At 59.6% G+C, this 19,427-nt stretch carries 22 protein-coding genes and 1 pseudogene; 9 read left to right on the top strand and 14 right to left on the bottom strand.

Annotated elements, in window-relative coordinates; translation table 11 throughout:
* Positions 1 to 58 precede the first annotated feature (58 nt).
* Positions 59 to 622, bottom strand: coding sequence for a lipid-binding SYLF domain-containing protein (locus BI344_RS15560; RefSeq protein ID WP_071113790.1), 564 nt, complete (start codon positions 620 to 622; stop codon positions 59 to 61).
* A 347-nt stretch (positions 623 to 969) separates the two neighbouring features.
* Here BI344_RS15560 and BI344_RS15565 point away from each other — a divergent pair, with 347 nt between their 5' ends.
* The 3 genes from BI344_RS15565 to BI344_RS15575 all read left to right on the top strand — a co-directional run bounded on the left by BI344_RS15565 (position 970) and on the right by BI344_RS15575 (position 4,130).
* Entirely contained in the window at positions 970 to 1,185 is a 216-nt protein-coding gene (locus BI344_RS15565; RefSeq protein ID WP_071113791.1) for a glycine zipper 2TM domain-containing protein, read from the top strand.
* Positions 1,186 to 1,409: 224 nt separating this feature from the next.
* Positions 1,410 to 2,711 carry a cation:proton antiporter gene (locus BI344_RS15570; protein WP_071113792.1) on the top strand — a complete coding sequence of 434 codons (1,302 nt, stop codon included), beginning with the start codon at positions 1,410 to 1,412 and terminating at the stop codon, positions 2,709 to 2,711.
* Between the two features lie 219 nt (positions 2,712 to 2,930).
* Positions 2,931 to 4,130 (top strand): SAM-dependent methyltransferase, encoded by a 1,200-nt coding sequence (locus BI344_RS15575; protein ID WP_071113793.1) that lies wholly within the window; start codon positions 2,931 to 2,933, stop codon positions 4,128 to 4,130.
* Between the two features lie 58 nt (positions 4,131 to 4,188).
* Here BI344_RS15575 and BI344_RS15580 read toward each other — a convergent pair whose 3' ends face one another.
* Together BI344_RS15580 and BI344_RS15585 are read right to left on the bottom strand one after the other, a co-directional pair.
* Complete coding sequence (locus BI344_RS15580) at positions 4,189 to 4,626, bottom strand: BON domain-containing protein (protein WP_083338989.1); 438 nt, start codon at positions 4,624 to 4,626, stop codon at positions 4,189 to 4,191.
* A 215-nt stretch (positions 4,627 to 4,841) separates the two neighbouring features.
* Positions 4,842 to 5,561: a Crp/Fnr family transcriptional regulator gene (locus BI344_RS15585; protein ID WP_071113794.1), complete on the bottom strand. Its 720-nt coding sequence runs from the start codon at positions 5,559 to 5,561 to the stop codon at positions 4,842 to 4,844.
* Between the two features lie 335 nt (positions 5,562 to 5,896).
* On the opposite strand from BI344_RS15585, the gene BI344_RS15590 reads away from it, so the two are divergent.
* Both BI344_RS15590 and BI344_RS15595 read left to right on the top strand, forming a co-directional pair.
* A complete protein-coding gene (locus BI344_RS15590; RefSeq protein ID WP_071113795.1) occupies positions 5,897 to 6,550 on the top strand; it encodes a BON domain-containing protein in 654 nt (217 codons plus the stop codon).
* Positions 6,551 to 6,601: 51 nt separating this feature from the next.
* Positions 6,602 to 7,105 (top strand): DUF1269 domain-containing protein, encoded by a 504-nt coding sequence (locus tag BI344_RS15595; RefSeq protein ID WP_071113796.1) that lies wholly within the window; start codon positions 6,602 to 6,604, stop codon positions 7,103 to 7,105.
* A gap of 149 nt (positions 7,106 to 7,254) precedes the next feature.
* Here BI344_RS15595 and BI344_RS15600 read toward each other — a convergent pair whose 3' ends face one another.
* The 3 genes from BI344_RS15600 to BI344_RS15610 all read right to left on the bottom strand — a co-directional run bounded on the left by BI344_RS15600 (position 7,255) and on the right by BI344_RS15610 (position 10,801).
* Complete coding sequence (locus BI344_RS15600; protein ID WP_071113797.1) at positions 7,255 to 8,079, bottom strand: BON domain-containing protein; 825 nt, start codon at positions 8,077 to 8,079, stop codon at positions 7,255 to 7,257.
* 600 nt (positions 8,080 to 8,679) lie between these two features.
* Positions 8,680 to 8,985 (bottom strand): hypothetical protein, encoded by a 306-nt coding sequence (locus BI344_RS15605; protein WP_071113798.1) that lies wholly within the window; start codon positions 8,983 to 8,985, stop codon positions 8,680 to 8,682.
* A 286-nt stretch (positions 8,986 to 9,271) separates the two neighbouring features.
* Positions 9,272 to 10,801 carry a tyrosinase family protein gene (locus BI344_RS15610; RefSeq protein WP_071113799.1) on the bottom strand — a complete coding sequence of 510 codons (1,530 nt, stop codon included), beginning with the start codon at positions 10,799 to 10,801 and terminating at the stop codon, positions 9,272 to 9,274.
* Positions 10,802 to 11,138: 337 nt separating this feature from the next.
* Here BI344_RS15610 and BI344_RS24930 point away from each other — a divergent pair, with 337 nt between their 5' ends.
* The gene (locus BI344_RS24930) at positions 11,139 to 11,378 is read left to right on the top strand and encodes a hypothetical protein (RefSeq protein ID WP_206600410.1); all 240 of its coding nucleotides are present in this window, start codon (positions 11,139 to 11,141) and stop codon (positions 11,376 to 11,378) included.
* Positions 11,379 to 11,584: 206 nt separating this feature from the next.
* Here the strand turns inward: BI344_RS24930 and BI344_RS23140 are convergent, their stop codons facing one another.
* The 3 genes from BI344_RS23140 to BI344_RS15630 are packed head-to-tail and all read right to left on the bottom strand — an operon-like array spanning position 11,585 to position 13,826.
* Entirely contained in the window at positions 11,585 to 12,394 is an 810-nt protein-coding gene (locus BI344_RS23140) for a copper chaperone (protein WP_083370248.1), read from the bottom strand.
* Positions 12,395 to 12,406: 12 nt separating this feature from the next.
* On the bottom strand, positions 12,407 to 12,883 hold the full coding sequence (locus tag BI344_RS15625; RefSeq protein ID WP_071116473.1) for a DUF7868 domain-containing protein: 477 nt from the start codon (positions 12,881 to 12,883) through the stop codon (positions 12,407 to 12,409).
* A gap of 4 nt (positions 12,884 to 12,887) precedes the next feature.
* Positions 12,888 to 13,826 carry a tyrosinase family protein gene (locus tag BI344_RS15630; RefSeq protein ID WP_071113803.1) on the bottom strand — a complete coding sequence of 313 codons (939 nt, stop codon included), beginning with the start codon at positions 13,824 to 13,826 and terminating at the stop codon, positions 12,888 to 12,890.
* 143 nt (positions 13,827 to 13,969) lie between these two features.
* Between BI344_RS15630 and BI344_RS24060 the strand changes: the two genes are divergently transcribed.
* From BI344_RS24060 to BI344_RS25870, 3 genes and pseudogenes are all read left to right on the top strand, one after another.
* Positions 13,970 to 14,296: a hypothetical protein gene (locus tag BI344_RS24060; RefSeq protein WP_139167045.1), complete on the top strand. Its 327-nt coding sequence runs from the start codon at positions 13,970 to 13,972 to the stop codon at positions 14,294 to 14,296.
* On the top strand, positions 14,293 to 14,457 hold the full coding sequence (locus tag BI344_RS24415) for a hypothetical protein (protein WP_158021076.1): 165 nt from the start codon (positions 14,293 to 14,295) through the stop codon (positions 14,455 to 14,457). The genes BI344_RS24060 and BI344_RS24415 overlap by 4 nt, the downstream gene beginning before the upstream one ends.
* Before the next feature lie 433 nt (positions 14,458 to 14,890).
* A pseudogene (locus BI344_RS25870) lies at positions 14,891 to 15,664 on the top strand (IS5 family transposase).
* Positions 15,665 to 15,819: 155 nt separating this feature from the next.
* Here the strand turns inward: BI344_RS25870 and groL are convergent.
* The 5 genes from groL to BI344_RS15660 all read right to left on the bottom strand — a co-directional run bounded on the left by groL (position 15,820) and on the right by BI344_RS15660 (position 19,426).
* Positions 15,820 to 17,436 (bottom strand): chaperonin GroEL, encoded by a 1,617-nt coding sequence (groL, locus tag BI344_RS15640; protein ID WP_071113804.1) that lies wholly within the window; start codon positions 17,434 to 17,436, stop codon positions 15,820 to 15,822.
* A 29-nt stretch (positions 17,437 to 17,465) separates the two neighbouring features.
* Positions 17,466 to 17,783 carry a co-chaperone GroES gene (locus BI344_RS15645; RefSeq protein ID WP_071113805.1) on the bottom strand — a complete coding sequence of 106 codons (318 nt, stop codon included), beginning with the start codon at positions 17,781 to 17,783 and terminating at the stop codon, positions 17,466 to 17,468.
* Between the two features lie 168 nt (positions 17,784 to 17,951).
* A complete protein-coding gene (locus tag BI344_RS15650; protein ID WP_071113806.1) occupies positions 17,952 to 18,578 on the bottom strand; it encodes a diguanylate cyclase in 627 nt (208 codons plus the stop codon).
* Between the two features lie 97 nt (positions 18,579 to 18,675).
* Entirely contained in the window at positions 18,676 to 18,870 is a 195-nt protein-coding gene (locus BI344_RS15655) for a TIGR02450 family Trp-rich protein (protein ID WP_241499378.1), read from the bottom strand.
* A gap of 19 nt (positions 18,871 to 18,889) precedes the next feature.
* Positions 18,890 to 19,426, bottom strand: a complete 537-nt coding sequence (locus tag BI344_RS15660; protein WP_071113808.1) for a lipocalin family protein — start codon at positions 19,424 to 19,426, stop codon at positions 18,890 to 18,892.
* Between the last annotated feature and the right edge of the window lies 1 nt (position 19,427).

Raw genomic sequence — 19,427 nt, forward strand, 5'->3', positions numbered from 1 at the left:
CTGCGGGAACAAGGCATGCAAAAGCGGACAGGCGGCAAGGCCTGTCCTTTTGTTCCGCTTAACGCTTGATGCGTGAAATCTTGGTGCCTTCGATGCTGAGGCTGGCCATCAGGCCCTGTTGGTCGAAGATGAAGGCATAGGCATCGCCGCGCAAAGTCGTGGTCGTCAGGTTTTTCGCCTCCCCGGCATCCACCACGACAATGCTGGGGCCGGTGCCGATTTCCCAGCCTTTCGACTGCTTCAGATAGCGCAAAGCCTTGTGATTCATCAGGAAGACCGCATAGCCGAAAGACTCCGCTCCCGCCTGCCATCCCCAGGACCCGGTGACCGAGTTGTAATAGCCATTCGGGCGCCCGCTTTCCAGTAGCACGCCCTCGCCATAAGCGCCGCCGAAGATCAGCCCGGCCTTGATGATTTTGGGAAACACCAGAATGGCGGTTGCCTTTTTCGAGAGATTTTCAGCCAGTGGGCTCTTCTGGTACAGCATTTGCAGGGATTGCGCGGCTCCTTCGTCCAGGTCTTGCGCGGACTCGGCCCGTGCCGGATTACTGGCGAACCCCAGTGCGAGGAGGGTGGCTGCCAGTAACCATGCTTTTTGCCAGCTGCGTAGGGAATGGATCATCGCGGTATACCTTTCAAGTGGATGGGAAACCCATCTTACATGCCATGGCATGAAAGCCTGGAGCCTCCCGTGACGACAAATGGCTGGGTGAATTTCATGGTATAGCTTATCCGGGTACTCCGTGTGGGACGGTTCGCTATCGAACATAACGGGTGGTCTCCGCCGCTTTATCCTTCGCCTATGCTCGCTAGCGAGCAGACTTCGCCGCGCCCGGTCGTCATAGTGGCCATGCTTGTCCGTCCTCCTGCCGCGGTTGTTGAAAGCGGGCGGTTTGACGGGCGTGATGAAGTCGCGTGGCGCGGCAATGGATGCCGTCAGGCCCGCGCTTGCCTGAAGGAGGCTATCTGATGAAAACGTTTCGGGAATATGCGGCAAGCGCCGCCATGGCTGCCATGCTGTGCGGCCTGTGCGGCTGTGCCGGGATGTCGCAGCGCGGGCAGAATACCGCCATCGGCGCCGGCGTGGGCGGCGTAGCCGGCTCGGTGCTCACCGGAGGCAGCGCTCTGGGCACGCTGGGCGGGGCCGCGGTGGGCGGCGTCATCGGGCATGAGATCAAGAAGTGAAGCCATGTTGACGGGCAGCTCGTCTCCAACTGGGCGCTAGCCCGCATTGCAGGCGCCGTCGGCGGATTTCCTGTCCGCCATAGAGCAAGCGTTCTTTCAAGCGGGTTCAAGCGTCGCGCGAGCTTGGGCCCTGCCAGTCATGGCCTGGGCAAGTTGCTGCCGCCGGCCGCAGTCCCGGTTCATCAAACCAGGAGCGTGCGACTCCCATCGCATGACCAAGCGCCATGTCGCTTCCTTACGAATCCTTGTTACTGGGCGTATTGCTGATCACGATGGTGCTGGCCGGGACCTTGCTGCCGCGGCTATTGCTCAGCAGCGCCATGGTCTATCTCGGGGTGGGTTATGCGCTTGGCCCGGGAGTGCTGGGGGTGGTCGCACCGGATCCCTTTCGGCATGCCGATGCGTTGGAGTGGGTGGCCGAAGTGGCGTTGCTGGTTTCGTTGTTCAGCGTCGGGCTGAAGATGGGGTGCGTGTCCTTGCGGGATCGCCGCTGGGTTTTACCCTTGCGGCTGTCGCTCATCTCCATGACGCTCACGGTTGGGTTCATCGCCGCCGTCGGACATTGGCTATTGGACTTGTCTTTGGGCGCGGCGGTATTGCTGGGTGGAATCCTGGCGCCTACCGATCCGGTGCTGGCCGCCGGGGTGCAGACTGAAAACGGCCCGTTGCCCGACCGGCTGTATTTCAGCCTCTCCGGCGAGGGCGGCTTGAATGACGGCACGGCCTCGCCTTTTGTGATGCTGGGCCTGGGCCTGCTGGGCTGGCGCGAGTTGGGGGCCGGGCAATGGCGCTGGTGGCTGGTGGATGTGCTGTGGTCGATGGGGGGAGGGCTATTGATAGGCGCGGTCTTGGGCAGCCTGATCGGCGGATTCGTCGTCCATTTGCGCACCCGCCATCAGCAGGCGGTGGGTTTGGACGAGTTTCTGTCGCTAGGCCTGGTGGCAATCGCCTACAGGACCGCGCAGCTATGCCTGGCATCGGGTTTTCTGGCGGTGCTGGCCGCCGGCCTGGCATTGCGGCGCGTGCAGGAGCGGCCGCGCGAGGGAACCACGTCGCTCGGGTTGGAGCCTTCGATCGGGCACACTTATGGCGAATTGTCCACGCACTCCCATCATGCGAGCGAGGCAATGTCGCATGCCGTGCTGGGATTCAACGAGCAATTGGAAAAGCTGGCCGAGCTGGCGATTGTTTTGCTGGTCGGCGCCATGCTGCCGTATGCCGCGCCATGGGCAAGCTTGTGGTGCCTGGTTCCAGTGCTGTTTATCCTGTTGCGTCCGCTTTCGGTGTGGCTGGGTTGTTTGGGCGAGCCTATGGATAAGTGCCAGCGGGCGATGATTTCCTGGTTTGGCATTCGCGGCATCGGTTCCGTGTTTTATCTGATGTTCGCGATTGGCCACGGCGTGGCCGGGCAACTGGCGCGGCAATTGCTCACGCTTACGCTGCTGACTGTGGCGGCATCCATTGTGGCGCATGGCATATCGGTCCGGCCATTGATGAGGTGGTATGCCAGGCAGGGACAGCGCTGACCTGCACGGATTGGCATTGAGTCCGGGCGGTTATTTGGATCTTTAGCGCTTCTGTGCGCAGGCGCACATACCGATATGCCCCCGCCGGATTATTTTGCCAAACATCATGCCTCCTGTTTTCCACCGAGCAAGCGGGACGATGGGTTCATGGCCGATACCGACGCGCGGTAGCTGTCTGTTTCCTTGCAGTCTGGCTTTCTTCGGAGAGGAGACCAAACCATGGCTTGGCACAGCGATATCGAACAATGGGCAAACCATATCCGGCAGCGCAATCCCTTCGCGGCAAGACTGGTGTGGGATGGGCGGCAGGTTGACTTCGGCGCTTTCGAGACGCCGTTGGTCACGATGTATGTGCGTGAGGCGTCGGCGCTGCGATATTTGCTTTCTCCCAGCCTGGACGGCCTGGGCGAGGCCTATGTCCGCGGCGTTTTCGATGTCGAAGGCGCGCTGGACGATGTCATCGACTTGGCTTATGCGCTGTCTGGCGGCGGAGAGAACAAGCGCTTCAAGGCGATTGCCGGTTATTTCCGGCACTCCCGCAAGGCGGACAGGCAGGCCATCCAGTATCACTATGATGTGTCGGACGCCTTCTACGCCTTATGGCTGGACCCGGAGATGGTGTATTCCTGCGCTTATTTCGAGACCGGGCTGGAGAGTCTGGAGGAGGCGCAGCTCAAGAAGATCGATCATATCCTGACCAAGCTCAAGCTGGCTCCCGGGCAGTCATTGCTGGATATAGGCTGTGGTTGGGGGGGCTTGGTGATGCGCGCGGCGCAACGGTTTGGCGTACGCTGTCTAGGGATTACCCTTTCCCGGAATCAATATGAGGCGGCCACGCGGAAAGTGCGCGCGGCGGGCCTGCAGGACCGGATCGAGATCAGGCTGCAGGATTATCGGGATGTGAACGAGCAATTCGACCGCATTGCCAGTGTTGGCATGTGTGAACATGTGGGCATCAAAGGCCTGCCGGCCTATTTCAGGCGCATCAACGACATGCTTTACGATGATGGCATGGCGTTGAATCACGGCATTACCATGGTCAACGCCGATAGCCGGGAGGCGCCGTTTGGCGCGGGCAGGTTCATGGAGAAGTATGTGTTTCCCGGCGGAGAGCTGCCGCATGTGGGGGAGGTTTTGCGCACCATGCAGCAGGGCGGGCTCGAAGTGCTGGATGTGGAGAGTCTGCGCCGGCACTACGCAAAAACGTTGGCGGCCTGGTCGCGGAATTTCGAGACAAACAGCGAGGCGATCCGCCTGGAGGTGGGGGAAGAGAAATTCCGGATCTGGCGGGTTTACCTCTCTGGTTGCGCCTATGCGTTCCGGCATGACGTAGTGAGCATTTATCAGGTGCTTTGCCACAAGGCCGGGCGGGATGCCGATAGTCTGGATTGGTCGAGAAGGTATATGTATGCCAAATGATTGATGTCTTGTCTTTTCCCCGACCACGCCCTTGCGGGTAGAGCCGGGGACGTGGATTTTACGGGCCATCCTGCTGGACTTGCTGGATATCCTTGATTTGCATGTAGTTGATGACAACCCGGACTTCCTTGACTGCCAGAGCCAGATCGCTGGCGCGATCTATTTCCGCCTGGGTGCCGACCCGGCCATTCAATATGACTTTGCCGTCATTGGTTTCCACCTGAATCTCGGACGATGTTAATTCCGGGTCATGAAATATGGCGGCCTTGACTTTGCTGGTAATGAACGCATCGCTTACGTAGTTGGCGGCCTCTGTCGAGCTGGCGTCGGCATCGCTGGAAATCGTGATCGGCGCGGAATCATAACTGGCCGCCAGCGAACTGCGCGCCGGGCCTTCCTTTCCATTGGCATAGCCATTGCCGGCAATTGCGCTCAGCGCGATATAGCCAATCAGCCAGGCAATGCTCGTTGTGCATCGGTTGAATGAAATACGCATGATCAACTCCTTTTAATAAGGCAATGCCGCTGCCATTGCAAGGCTGCGCCGAGGCATGGCCTTGAATGGATTGCTTGTGTTGCCTAAAGAGTATCGCGGCTACGCGCGCTGTGATCTGTGCGACAAAACACATATTGCGGACTGTTTCAGTAGAAAATAGCGAAGGATTGGCCCAGCCTGGTTTTGTCGCTGGCCGCTTTTTTTTCAGGCCAGGCTCACTTGGCTGTGCTTGATGGCAGAAGCTGCTCATACTCGGTCTTTATTGCGGAGTAGCATCCACATGCGCGTTCCCCCAGGCTGTTTCTTTTCAGTATGGTGAGATGGCCGCCAAGGTAGCGGATCAAGCCATTGCGTTGCAGGCTCATGACGGCATTGATGACTTCCTGCCGGTTTGCGCCCAGGATGTCGCTGATCAGATCCTCGCTCAGTTCCAGCTCATTTCCCTGCTGGCGATCCAGGCTTGTCAGTATCCAGCGGCATAGCCGCTGTTCAAGCGAGTGGTCGATATTGCATGTCGTGGTTTGCGCCATCTGCGTAATCAGCGCCCGCGTATAACGCAAGAGCAGAAGCATGAACTGGCCGGAATGATTGAGCTCAGCTTTCAGCGCCGAGGAGGTCAGCTTGAAGCCATAGCCTGCGCGTTGCACGACCGCTCTGCCGGGAATGGTTTCGCCGCCCATCGAGAATGAAATCCCGACAATGCCCTCATTGCCGACTACGGCTATCTCCGCGGTGTTGCCATTTTTGATGATGTGAAGCAGGGAAACGATTGCGGTGCAGGGAAAATAGATACAGCTGGACTCTGGGGCCGCTTCGTATAAGGCCTCGCCCGCAGGCATTTCAACCAGATCCAGATGGGGAGCGATGCGATTCCATTCAGCGGAGGGAAGCGCAGCCAAAATACTGTTGCGATGCGATTCGATCAGTGTGGTCATGTTTTCGTTCCAGATGCCTGATAGTTGCTGAAACTATACTTTAGGACAGGGAATCATCGCGGTATGTACGCTAACGCACATTGATTTATTTCAATTGAATTATCTGTATTGATTGATGGGCCTGGATGCGACGGCAATAACATCCGGCAGGGCGTTATGCTGAACGGTAAATATCAGCTGATATATGTAAATTAGCACAACTCATGACTATCGCTATGACACATTTGGGGGCGAATGGTTTCCAGCGTGCTGAGCTTCGTTCGATAGCGCACAGACCATTTTCTGGCCTGACACCACGATATGGCTTCCTACGGCCATTCTGGGAGGAGTACGCCATGAAAACAGATATTCAATTGCAACAGGATGTGATTGCCGAGCTTAGCTGGGACCCTTCGATCAATGCCACGCATGTCGGAGTTTCAGTTAGCGATGGCGTGGTGATGCTGTCGGGACATGTCAGCAGCTATGTCGAAAAATGGAGCGCGGAACGGGCGGCTTTGCGCGTGGCGGGAGTCAAGGCGCTGGCGATTGAAATGGATGTCGAGCTGCCTAATGCCGACAGGCGCGAGGATTCCGATATTTCCCGCTCGGTGGCCAATGTATTGCAGCAAATGACCCAGATGCCTAAAGACGGCGTGCAGGTCATGGTGGAAAATGGCTGGGTTACTTTGTCGGGCGAGGTGGAGTGGGAATATCAGCGGCAGGCGGCTACGCGGATTGTGCGCCATTTGCTGGGCGTTACCGGGGTTAGCGACAATATCGCAATCAAGCCCAAGCTCTTGATGGATGCGGTGAAGGCGGGAGTGGAAAATGCCTTGCGGCGCCGCGCGATAAGCGATATGGACAGCATTTCAGTCTCCATCCACGATGCGGATGTGATCTTGAGCGGGTCCGTGCATAGCTGGTCCGAGCGCGAACTGGCAAACCATGCCGCATGGAGCATGCCTGGCGTGCACCAGGTGATCAATAAGATCAAAGTCCTTATTTGAAACCCGTTCTCCAAACGAGCTTCAAAACAGCCCACTTCCAAAGGAAAAGCCATGGAACATGCCAATCTGGCAGTTTATGTTTATAACACTCATGTCGAAGCGGAGGATGCCATCCGTTTTCTGAGCAAGGCCGGCTTTGACGTGAAAAAGCTGTCGGTAATCGGCAAGGGTTACCATAGCGAGGAGCATCCTGTCGGGTTTTATACCTTGGGCGACAAAATGAAAGCCTGGGGCAGCGTTGGCGCATTCTGGGGTGGCTTGTGGGGCTTGCTGATTGCGCCCGCGGTATTTTTTCTGCCGGGGCTGGGCTTGGTCGCGATGGCTGGCCCGGTGGTTTCGGCGCTGGTCGGCGCGCTGGAGGGCGCGGTTGTCGTGGGTGGATTGTCTGCGCTGGGGGCGGCTTTGACCAAGGTCGGGGTGAGCGCCGAACAGGCAATCAAATATGAAACCGCTCTGAAGGCGGATAAATATGTGCTGGTGGTTCATGGCGGCATGGAAGACGTTGCCAGGGCGCATTCCATTCTGGATGTCTCGTCCGGATGGAAAAGCGCCTGACGGATGCTGGCGCGCTGTCCCTCTGGGCCGGGATGTCCAGGCCGCGGCGGTAAGGGCAGGCGGCTCTGCAGGCTTGAATGCCGCGCCCGGTCTGCCGGACGATCTGGCAGACAGGCTCCATAGCGTTGCAGCGCTTCGTGAGCCCGGTCTTAAAATGTCAATTTTTCAGAATCAACGCTCCTGACGCCGCGGATATCCTTGGCCAGCCCAATGGCGAGCGCCCGCTCCGCCGGCGTGCGCACTTTTCCGCTCAAGGCGACGGCGCCGTCCTGAGTGCTGACTTCGATGTTGTCGTCGAAAATGTCGACGGAGTACAGGAAGGCGGCTTTGACCCGCGAGCTGATCCAGCGGTCGGACAACATGGCGTTGATGCCGCCTTGCGGTTCGGTTTTGTATGCGCCAACAACCGCCGCCCTTCCGTTGGCGAGCAAGCGATTGTCCACCGACACCACGCCGCGGGTGCTGATCGCCAGACCCCCGGCATGACTTCTGGTGGCCGCCGTGTCGACGCTGCCTCTGAGGATCACCCGGCCTTGATTCGTTTCCACGGCAATGGGCAGGCCATCGGTTGTCCGGCTCCAATACAGCTTGGACCTGATCGTGAGGGTGATGGTGGCATCGTCTATTGCCGCTCCGGCATGGGGTGAATGTTTCGCATCGGGTCTGTTCCGGATCACGATGCTGTTTTCCACGATATTGATCCCGTTTACGCCGCGCGCGATATCCAGTGCCAGATCGCGGTTGATATCGTCTTCCGCGCTGCCGGAGATTCTAGCGGCGCCCCGCGATACCGACACCTTGAGCTTGCAGAAGCGCAGATAGGGGCTGGCGGCGTAAGTCGCGGCGATTTGGCTTTCCTGCCGCGCGTCGAGCGCCGCCTGTGAGAGCGGGGTCGCGACGGCGCCTGGGTTTCCTGGCATCAAGGCCAGCAGGATGCCGACGATGGGAAGGCAATGTCTGCAATAGCGTTTCATCGACGTCTACCGGTGGGCAAAGGCGGCGTGTTACGAAGCGCGGTCGCGATGGCGGAGGGCGGCGGAGATGGATAAAGCGACCGCCCATGCAGTCACGGGACGGCCGCTCTGTCGATCTCGCGGTCACTGCGTCAGGCGCTGTTGGCGCCGGTCATGCAACGCTATGTCTGCTTTTGGCGCTCGCCCGGCCAAGCGCAGTTTGGCGCAGGCTCAATACCTTGGCGGCTTGTAGCCGGTGCTGCTTTCATGGGCCGATGTTTCATGCGCTGCCGGCGTCTTGGCGGGATCCTTGGCCGGATCGTAAGCCGGGGTACCCGGCTTGTGCGGCTGCCCTTGATTCGGCGTAGGGGTTTCGCAGCCGGTTTTCGGCGTTTCTACCGCCGGCTTTTGGTCCGGCGTGGCTTGCTTGGGAGCGCCGGGGCGGCGTTCGATTGGTTGGGCTTGTTCATGGTAAACCTCTGAGGTATCCGGCTCTCCGCGAAGTTGCAGGTAGTCGGTATGCCTACTTTGCCGATTTTGACTATGGGTGTCGGTGCGTTAGCGAGCGGATGCTTGTATCGTTCCCGTTTACCCGCACACCGGCAGGGCGGCGCAATCGGGTCAATCTCCCCAGAGCTCGATACTGTCTATCGAGGGCGCGCTGTTGGGGGCGATGGCATGCGCCGGGACTAGGGTGATGTTGGCGACGCATTCGCCATCGAGGGATATGGCGGGGGCCGGGTGGCCTGGAGTCAATTCAAAACTGACGTCGCGTTGCATGCCGGGTCCGATGCCGTAGAAATTGAACTCGCCAACCATGATTTGGCCAGGCGGTTCGCCGGCTTTCCTGGCCGAGTCCTGCAGGTAGACCCGGTAGGCGCTTTGCGGATCGGCGCCGGCCCGGATGCCGCGCAGATGCAGGGTCATGCGTCTGCTGCCGGAGCTGGCCTTGCAGGCACCGCCACGCCAGGGGAGCGCAATCCTGACAACCGGCGGGCCGATGTCGATAACGCCTCCTACTATTTGGTACTTTCCAAGAAGATGTAGCGTGGATGCGCATCCCAATAGAAACATCATGGCGGGAAGAAGGGGGGCGATGCGCAGCGCTGGACTCATCCTCATCGGCCCCTCCCTGGGCACCGCGCCATGCTGGCGGGCGCGAGTAAAAAGGATCCAGCAGTCAGAGGAGTCCCGGCAAGGCTCCCTGGCCGTTTCAGGACGCCACCAGCGCGATCTTGTCGATCGACGGCAAGGCGTCGGCATTGCCGGTGCCGGTCGGCACCAGGGTCACCCTGGGAACATCGGTATTGCTTTGCGCCAGCAAGGCGCGGGTTTCCGCGCTGAGCAGGAAGCTGAAAGCCTTCTTGTCGGGATTGTTGCCTTCGCCGCCTGTCGCGTCATCATGCTGGTGCGTGCCGGCCGCGCTGAAGAAGTTGATCTGTCCGACAAAGGCGGGGCCGCGCGTGTCCTGGCTTGGCGCATCGTTGGCATGCACATAGACGTTGTATACGCCATTGACCACGCCATGGGCCGAAAGTCCTTCCAGGCGCAGAAACAGGTTGGCCTGCTTCTTCAGGCTGCGCAGCTTGGCGGAAAACAGCTGGTTGCGTTGCGTCGCTTCGGCGGCGGGCGCGGGATTGGCCAGGTCTACCGTGACGGGCGCGTTGCCCAGCCGGACGGGAGCGGATTTCTCCGTCGCGACGTTTTCCATCTGCAAGGCGAACTGGGGCGACAGCAGAACCGGCATCCGCTTGGGGAACGGCAGGCTACCCGCCGGACGCTGCGCGTAGTGATCGTATGCGGTTTTGGGTACCGCCAGGAAGTCTTTCACCGTGCCAACGACTGCGCCGCCGGTGGGGCCGGCGAAGACGAATTGAGTGTTGAGGAAGGCCGGGTCGGCTGGGTTTTTGCCGCCGGCGAAATTCCAGCTGGCCCAGATGCGGTCGATGTTGCAGTGGTGCAGCCAGAATATCGGATCATTCGCCGCCCAGGGAACCGAGGCCATGCCGACATTATTGCCGACATCCACGTGCAGCGCGCCGTGCGGGTTCATGTCCAGGTTGGCGCAGAAGCCGGCGTCTCCGCCCGAGGTTCCGGAGTACAGGTTCGACTTCATGGCGTTCAGGTTCAGGTCGGCGCCGCCCGGTCCCTGGGTGATGTTCTGTCCGGCGTTGGTCTGGGGCCAACGGCTGGCGCGGTACAGCGAGTTCCATACCGGATCGCCCTGCTTTCTGAAGTCTACCGGCAGTATCTGTTGCACGGGATCGGTGTAATCCCAGTAGGGCAGCGTGAAATTGGGCTTGCCCGACACTTGCCGGATGATCTCCTCGAAGTAGCCGATGAACATCCGATGCCACGGCAGGAAAAAGTCTTCGCGTTGGCCGCTGCTGTGCGCCTGGCAGGTGTCCCACACCTTGGTGGCCAGGACCTTGTTAGGGTCGTTCACCGGGTAGACCCGGGCCAGTTCCTGTTGCTTTGTCTTGTCGGCGCGAACGAAGTGGGTGTACCACTGGAATATCCAGTTCAGCGGGTTGCCCTCTGGGTACTGCGCCGGATCCATCATCTTCTTCACCGCGCTGGCATAAATCGCCAGCATGGCTTGGCCTTCGGCGCTGGCAACGCTGTAGCGGGTATGCAGCTGGCGTCGGGGGATAAGCAGTGGTTTGGCCGATACGGGCAGCGCAAGGCTGCCGAATACAATAGCGCCTCCCAGTAGCAGCTGACGACGATTGAATTCGGACATATTTCCTCCTGGACGGGTATATGGTTTTGTCTGAACAGGTCTTGCAGCGCTCCCGCTTGTAGCCAACCAATGCAATGCTCAAAAAAGTGTTTTGCAGGGCATTTTCAGGATCGGCGATAAATGGCAATGGAGAGACAGACCAAACTTTTATGCGTTGTTGGCGACTCTCTCCCGATGAGCGACCAGATAACTGAAATGGCAACCAGCCAGTCATAGTGGTGGCATCAGTTTTTTGTGGTTTCTAGGATGGATGTTCAATTGTTTATTTGTTTGTCCATCCTTATTTTGATTAGATGTATTGTGGGTGGGTTGCAATCCGGATTATTACCTACTTTTGATGAAATCAGGCAGTAACGGCTTGGTTGGTCCGGATGGCGGTTTGGGGGCGTGGTTTGTTATCGTTGCGCCATATTTCAGCTTCGGTTTAAAAGAATTTGCATGGCGGCTATTTGTAAATCAACCCGCGGGATACAATGAGATGCGCAGGTTTTGTCTGATGTTGCAATTGACCCTTGTCCCGTTCATATTGTTTTTCCAGTTTTTAGATCAAGGCGCAAGCCAATGCCGCGCGATTTGAATTGTGTCTGGAGTTTTTGAATAGGCGGAATGCAGGAATCCTGGTGGATCCCTTGCTGGGGGCCTCAGGTTGAATGCAAGGCAGGCATGAGCGTCTATATATTAAAAACCCCTAGCTTTTGGCTAGAGATTCTTTCACGCGAGCCTTCTGTTCTTCACCGGGGTGGTCGTGCGTGCCGCATTCGGCCTGGCTGGCGCCCGTCGACGTCATCCTGCCGTCGAGCGTTGTAAAGCCAGCAAGCCAAGCAGTGCAAGAACGGAGGGCCGGGCGGCCAGCCGGCGGTAGCGCTCCGCCCAGGCGATTCCGGTTGCGCCGAGCATGATCGCGGCGCCGTGGCCGGTGAGGGAGGCAAGCAGCATCAGCGCCCAGCAGCTGCGGATGCAGGCGGCGGCGTGCTGCATGCCGTAGAGCAGGCAGTCCCGGTCAGCTTGCCAACCGCTTGGCGCCAATGCGCGCGTCTGGTGGCATTCGGCCAGCGCGCGGGCTTTGCAAGGGGTGAGTTGCCATATCATCGCGGTCATAAAGCCCAGGATCGCAACCGAGCCTGCGGCGGCTTGAGAGGCCGCCGCACCAGATAGGCCCTGCAGGACAATCGCCGCGGCAAGCCAGCAGCCCAGATAGCCGGCCAGAAACCCGCCAATCGCGCGATGGCGGCGGCGCCACAGGCTGAGAAACGCAGCTTGCCGAATGCTGGCGGCAGCCAGCGGCATCATCATCGCCAGCGTCATGCTAATCCATGCCGATATCCGCGCCGGGTCGCCGAGATTCAGCACCGCCTGCCATGGCGCCAAAGGCGCGGCCACCCGGCAAAGCGCGCCCGGCCACGGCGGGGAGCGGGGGGAAAGCCAGACCAGCCACGCCGCTGCGCTGATTGTCAGCGACCACCATTCGGGGTGGCGTTGGAACCAGGGCAGCTCACGCCGCCAAAAGCGCCGATGACGGTCGAGCCGCGGGACGCCGACAAGGCCGCCGCCGATTGCTATGCGCTGTTTCGCCGCCGTTTTCCACGTAGCCATCGCCGCACCCGCTCATTCGTAATACAGGCTCACCCTGCCGATTTTCACTTCCGCCGCGCGAGTCTGCTGGCGTCTGGGCACGAAAGTCACGCGCAGGTCTTTTGGGTTCCATCCGGTTTGATGCTCAAGCTTTGCGATCAGGTCGGTAACTTTGTAGACATAGTGCAAACCAGTGCCGGCATGGCCGCGTCCGGGTTTTGACGCTTTTTCCAGCCCGAACAAAGGCAGAAGCCCGGCGCACAGCTCCTCATGTTGCTGTGGGTCGCTTTCATTGGGCGAGTGCAGATAGACTTCATAGCCAACCGGCATCCCGCTGCCGGTGATTTTTTCAAGGCGCAGATAAGCCTGCCGCGCTTTGCCTGCGGCTTGCGCCTGCAGCGCCGGGCCGGTTGGCGCTTCAATCGACAGGCTGACGGTGGTATTGGAGGCGGACAAGGGAAAAGACTTCCCAGTGGCAGCCACCATTTCCGATTGTTGTGCGATCGACATGGTCTTATCCCCCAGTGGCTAGCGTAGTCTTGTCCGCTGCGGCGGCCGGCGTCTCTCCGGTTCTGTCGTATTGATAATGCCAGGGGCTGGCGATGGTATCGACGACATCCTGCGGAGAATAGGTAACCGGTTGGCCGGCGGCATTGTGGAAAAAGAATTTCACTCCGGTCAGCCAGGATGGATCGGTTGGGTTGCTGTTGCCCTGATGGCGCCAGACCTCCCACAGCCGGTCGATATTGGCGTGGTGCAGCCAGAAGATGGGATCGAGCGCGGCGGTGTCGGGGGCGCCCATCAATCCGCCGATATCGCTGTGGATCACGTCGTGCGGCACCATTTCAAGCTGGCCCTGATCGTTGTCGCCCGAGTGGTTGAAGCCCCTTGACGGCCCGCCAAACCCCGAATCGCCCCCCGGTGTGGAGCGCCCGGTGAAAGTCTTGTGTTTGAGGCTGTTCAGACTCACCGCCTTGGAGTCGAGGAAGGCGGCGCCGTCGTTGCCCTGATCCCGCTCCACCCGCAACGGATTCTTCTCTGGCACGCCAAACTCGGCGGCGGTGAAGGCGGCGGGAAGTTTTCTGGCGTTGGGATTGGTGGCGTCGCTGTAATCCCAATAGGGCAAGGCCCAATCTTGCGGGCCGCCCAGCTTGGCGACGGTGGCCGCAACGATCTGTTCGAATATCCCGAGGAACATGCGATGCCAGGGCAGGAACAGCCAAGTGGCGTGCTGGCATTGTCCCCATGCTTTTTGCTGATCGGCATTGAAGGATGACGGATCGGCGTTCGTGCCATGCACGGCAGCCTGGTATTCCCAGCTGGTCGTATTGCTGAGGGGGCGCTGCCGCATGGCGTCGACGGCCCGGGCGTACCATAGCAGCGTCGGGTCATCGGCCGCCAGCCGCCATGCATCCTTGCGCACCCGGATCGGGCTGCCAGTGGTGTTTGCCATCGCGGACTCTCCTTTGCGGACTCAAGTTTGTCGACATGCTTGCTGCAGACATGTGAAGCAAGAACGCCGGGTAGCCAAGATAAAACAAACATGATGCGCCTAAGTTGGGTATTAGAGCATGCCGCGGAGATTGCAAAACTATTATGTGGTTTTATCTGCGCCTATTGAGAGTGTTTCTTTTCCACAATTCAGATTCAAGTCGAATCTGGATGCGATGGCAATGGTTTTTCAATCGCGGTTGGTGTATTTTTGCCAGCAGATACTTTAATTTTTGTGTGCGGTGGCGCACAGACAAACGCCATATCGTGAAATTATTTTCCCCATTACCTGATGGTTTGCCATTTGGTGCCACAGGACTAACGGGAGCAATGGCGATGAGCGAGTTTACTCAACATATTCAAGCCGGGACTGCCAGCCAAGTGATGCCCGCGCGCAGGCTGATCAAGATGGATCTTCCGGACAGGAAATGACCTATCCGGATACTTACGAGCCAGGAAACGATGAGCCAGAGTATCTGCTGGTTCAATATGTCGGCACGAGCTGGTTGGGCGATAGACTGAAAGCCGACGAGGCTGATCCCGAGTTTGGCGGGCCTCTGGACAATTTGATGGAATTGGATTTTGACGATTGATCTGCATATTGCGGCTTCGCGAGTTTCTATACAGTAAAATTTCAATGTGGAGGTCGCACAGGCTATTCTTGTGCCGTTATTGACTCTTTGCCTAGCGCGGCTTGTCATTTTACGCTGTCAGCCTCAAAGGATAATGCTGCGGAAGTTCGGACAGCCAAGATAAGAGGGGAGGCTGGGTCGGGGATGCTCGCGTTGCTTTAACCCTTATTGGGCGAATTGTCGCAAAACAAACAGCCAGGCAAGCCGCAAGGCCTGCCTGGCTGTTGTTTGCCTACAAGATATGGCTGATCCGGCTCCAGCTTTACAGCATCTTGCTGAAGCGGGGGCTTTGTTGCACAACCCCGTGTTCGTAAGGGCTTGGTCAGCTAGCCGTATGATCAAGCCCGCTTCGAAACAGTAACGAACCACCAACTGGAAAGCCTACAACCAAGCCCTGACCCAGCGTGGCCCTTGTCCATCTGGCTGGACACGAGCATGGCATGGCAGGCAAGACCGCAGGCGAAGCGAGGCCGGGCACAGACCTACAGCGATGCGGCCATTCCATTCTGTTTGACCATCAAGAACCTGTTCGGCCTGGTGTTGCGACAGACCATCGGTTTCATCCAAAGCCTGTTCAAGCTGACGGGCCTGGGCTGAACCGTCCCGGACTTACAGTGCACGGCGTCGGCATCAGCTGACGCTGCAGGTCAAGATTCCCTATCAGAAACGCTTAGGCGCGCTGCATCTGCTGGTCGATAGCACTGGCATCAAAATGCCGGGCAAAGGCGAATGGAAAACTAAAAAGCATGGTGCCGAATACCGCCGGCAATCGCGCAAGGTTCATCTGGGCATCGATGCGGAAACCCTGCCAATCCGGACCATTAAAGGTGACGGACAATCGCCAGGTCGATGCGCCAATGTTGCCTTCGTTGTTGGCGGAGATCCCACCAGATGAGTCGATAGCCTGAGCGGGCAAGGAGGCTCACTGGGCGCGCCGGCTCGAAACGAGATTCTGCGCGCCACCAAGCGACTTGGCCGGTTGGCTGGGCGATCTGGAAACGCTGGAGCGGCTACCATCGCCGCAGCTTGGTGGAGACCAAGATGCACGGCTTCAAACTGTTAGGCGAAAGGGTGATGGCCTGACGCTTCGATGGCCAGGTGACTGCATGCGGCCATCTTGAACCGCTTCAACATGCTGGGCCTTCCGTGCACGGTGGCGGTGGCATAGGCCTGCCGGAGGAAAGGGGAAACTCACTCTGCTCCGGACTTATGCAACAGAGCCCCGGTTACACAAAAATTCGGACACCTTCATTTCTGGACGAAAAAAAGCCCGCGCTTAAGCGCGGGCCAATGATGAAAGAGGACCAGACTGGCGGTGGCGGATTAGAAATCCAGCTCCGCCGGGGCTTTGGCCTTGCTGTCCTGGGCCGCCTCAGCCACGGTGGCGTCGGTGGTCAGGATCAGGCTGGCGATGGAGGCCGCGTTTTGCAGCGCTGTGCGCGTCACCTTGGTCGGGTCGATCACACCCATTTCCACCAAGTCGCCGAACTGGCCGCTGGCGGCGTTGTAGCCGTAGCTGCCCTTGCCTTCCAGAACCTTGTTGACGATGACCGACGGCTCGTCGCCGGCATTGGCGGCGATGGCGCGCAGCGGCGCTTCCAGCGCGCGCAGAACGATCTGAATGCCGGCGTCCTGGTCGGCGTTGTCGTCCTTCAGTTCGCCGATATGGGCGCGGGCGCGCAGCAGGGCCACACCGCCGCCGGCGACGATGCCTTCTTCCACCGCGGCGCGGGTGGCGTGCAGCGCGTCGTCCACGCGGTCTTTCTTCTCTTTCATTTCCACTTCTGTGGCTGCACCGATGCGGATTACCGCCACGCCACCGGATAGCTTGGCCACCCGTTCCTGGAGTTTTTCGCGATCATAGTCGCTAGTAGCCGCATCGATCTGCGCCCGGATGGTCTGTACGCGCGCGTCGATCTTGGCCTTGTCGCCGGCGCCGTCGATGACGGTGGTGTTTTCCTTGCCGATTTCCACGCGCTTGGCGCTGCCTAGTTCGGCCAGGCCGGCTTTTTCCAGAGTGAGGCCGGTTTCCTCGGAAATGACGGTGCCGCCGGTGAGGATGGCGATGTCTTCCAGCATGGCCTTGCGGCGATCACCGAAGCCCGGGGCCTTAACGGCGGCCACCTTCAGGATGCCGCGCATGCTGTTCACCACCAGGGTGGCCAGCGCTTCGCCTTCCACGTCTTCGGCGATGATCATCAGCGGTTTGCCGGCCTTGGCCACTTGCTCCAGCACTGGCAGTAGATCGCGGATATTGCTGATCTTCTTGTCGTAGAGCAGCACCAGCGGGTCTTCCAGCACGGCGGTCTGCTTTTCCGGATCGGTGATGAAGTAGGGCGACAGGTAGCCGCGGTCGAACTGCATGCCCTCGACGACGGCCAGCTCGTTGTCCAGAGACTTGCCGTCTTCGACGGTGATTACGCCTTCCTTGCCCACCTTGTCCATCGCGTCGGCAATGATCTTGCCGATGTCCTCGTCCGAGTTGGCGGACAGCGCGGCCACCTGGGCGGTTTCCTTGCTGTTGGTCACCGGTTTGGACAGCGCTTGCAGCTCTTTGATTACGGCATGGACGGCCTTGTCGATGCCGCGCTTCAGGTCCATCGGATTCATGCCGGAGGCGACGTACTTCATGCCTTCCTGCACGATGGCCTGCGCCAGCACGGTGGCGGTGGTGGTGCCGTCGCCCGCCACGTCGGCGGTCTTGGACGCCACTTCCTTCACCATCTGCGCGCCCATGTTCTCGAACGGGTCTTTCAGTTCGATTTCCTTGGCGACCGACACGCCGTCCTTGGTGATGTGGGGCGCGCCGAAGCTGCGCGCCAGCAGCACGTTGCGGCCTTTCGGGCCCAGGGTGACTTTCACGGCATTAGCCAGCACATTGACGCCGTTGACTATGCGTTCACGGGCGTTGTCGTGGAAGCGGACTTCTTTCGCAGCCATGGTTTAACTCCTGTGATAAATGGGGAAAATCAAGCAGCCTTGCGGCTGGGCTCGGATGCGCCTTCGATCACGCCGAAGATGTCCTCTTCGCGCAGCACCAGGTATTCCTGGTCGTCAAGCTTGACGGTCTGGCCGCCGTATTTGCCGAACAGCACCAAGTCGCCTACCTGTACTTGCATCGGCAGCAAGGTGCCGTCAGGCAAGCGTTTGCCGGGACCGACCGCGATGACTTCGCCTTGCTCGGGCTTTTCCGCGGCGCTATCGGGAATGACGATGCCGGATGCTGTCTGGCGGACCTTTTCGACCCGCTTGACGATAATCCGGTCGTGCAGAGGACGGATTTGCATATCAATCTCCTGTGCGATTCAGATCGTTGGGAACGGTAGGTAAGACCGGCTGGCCGCAGGCGCGAAAATGCCCGCGCTTGCCGGTCACACTCAGCCAGGGAGGCTGACGAATGACGAAATAAGGGCGGGCAAAAAACTTTTCAAGAGGTTTTTTTCAGAAAAATGCGACTAAAAAATGACGCGCTCAACGTAGCCGAAACGGTATTCGGTCCGGGCCGCCTTGCCGCCGCGGCAGGCGCGTGGCGCGAGCGGGCAAGGGGGCTGGCGCAGTCCCGTCTCGCCCAGCGTGTCGTCTTCGGCCAGTTCGCGCCACAGTCCGCCATGCACCGGCCTGAACTGCCAGGAAACATAGCCGCGGTGGGCCGCCAGCCGCATCAGTTCCAGGCCGTCGGGCGCTTCGGCCACTACGCTTTCCAGCCCGTCGATAGGCGGCAAGTCGCCGAAAGCCTGGCGACAGGCCAGTTCTTCACCGGCGGCGGCGCCTATGGTGTTGCAGCCGCGCCGCTCGTCGCGTAGCAAGCTCCAGGCGCCCAACTGCCAGGCTGCGTCCAGAATCTCTTCCTCTACCAGTGATAGAACTTTCCATCTCCGCGTCAGCTGTAAAGCCGACGCGGGCACTTGCCGCAGCGAGGTTTGGCCCATCGGCGCGCGGTCGGGGGCCGACTTGCGGAAACCATGCCAATGCAGCATCAACAATAGCGGGGTATCAGGAAAGGGAACGGCGCTTAGGCTGACCGCGAACAGCGGCAGGCGCATATGGCGGATCTGGGCGGACAAGGTATCGAACAACTCCATGGCGACACTCCATGACGATGGATGGGAAGACATGCTTAAACGATAAAAACAATGCCGGCGCGAGGCAAGTGCATACCTTGCAGTTATGACCAGACGTTTATTTCCATCCCTGCAGCCATTGGCTTTTGTCGCGCAGCGACTGCCACGGCACAACTTGCTGACGTCTGGTATATACCGCCTCCAGCGTTACCGTCTCGACCGGGCCATCGGGCGCGGGCCGTCCCAGTTTCACCACCAAGAAGTGCTTCTCCTGGTTTCGCGGGCTGGCGGCGGTCCATTTGCTCAGCAGCAATTTTTCCGGATTGAGCCGCCTAGTTGTCGCCACGGTCCTGCCTCACCCAGATCAGCTTGTCCGCCGGCACGCCCAGCCTGGCAGCCACCGACAACAGGGCGGGCTTGGCGTCGGCGGCGGGCTGTTTGTCGCGCGACAGCAGCCACAGATAGTCCTTGTCCGGTCCCACCACCACCGCCCAGCGGTAGCCGGGGTCCAGCGCTGCCACATGGTAGCCGCCGTAGAACGGGCTGAAGAACGACACTTTCAGCGAGGCGACATCCGCGGGGCCGTTGAACCAGGCCTTGCCGACTGCTTCGCGCCAGCTGGAAGTGGTGGCGTCAAAGCCGCGGTTGACCACGCGGATGCTGCCGTCGGCGTTGCGACTATAGTCGGCGCTCACCGCCTGCAGGCCGCGTTCGAAGCGGTGGTCCAGGCGGGCTATTTCATACCAGCGGCCCTGGTAGCGTTCCAGTTGAAAACCCTGTACCGGAGCGATCTCGGGCGGCGGCGCGGTGTCGCAGCCGGTCAGCGGCAACAAGGCGAGGGCGAAGAGGGCGAGCGGTATTTTCAGCATG

It is taken from the genome of Chromobacterium sphagni (genome assembly GCF_001855555.1).
GTDB classification, from domain to species: Bacteria; Pseudomonadota; Gammaproteobacteria; order Burkholderiales; family Chromobacteriaceae; genus Chromobacterium; species Chromobacterium sphagni.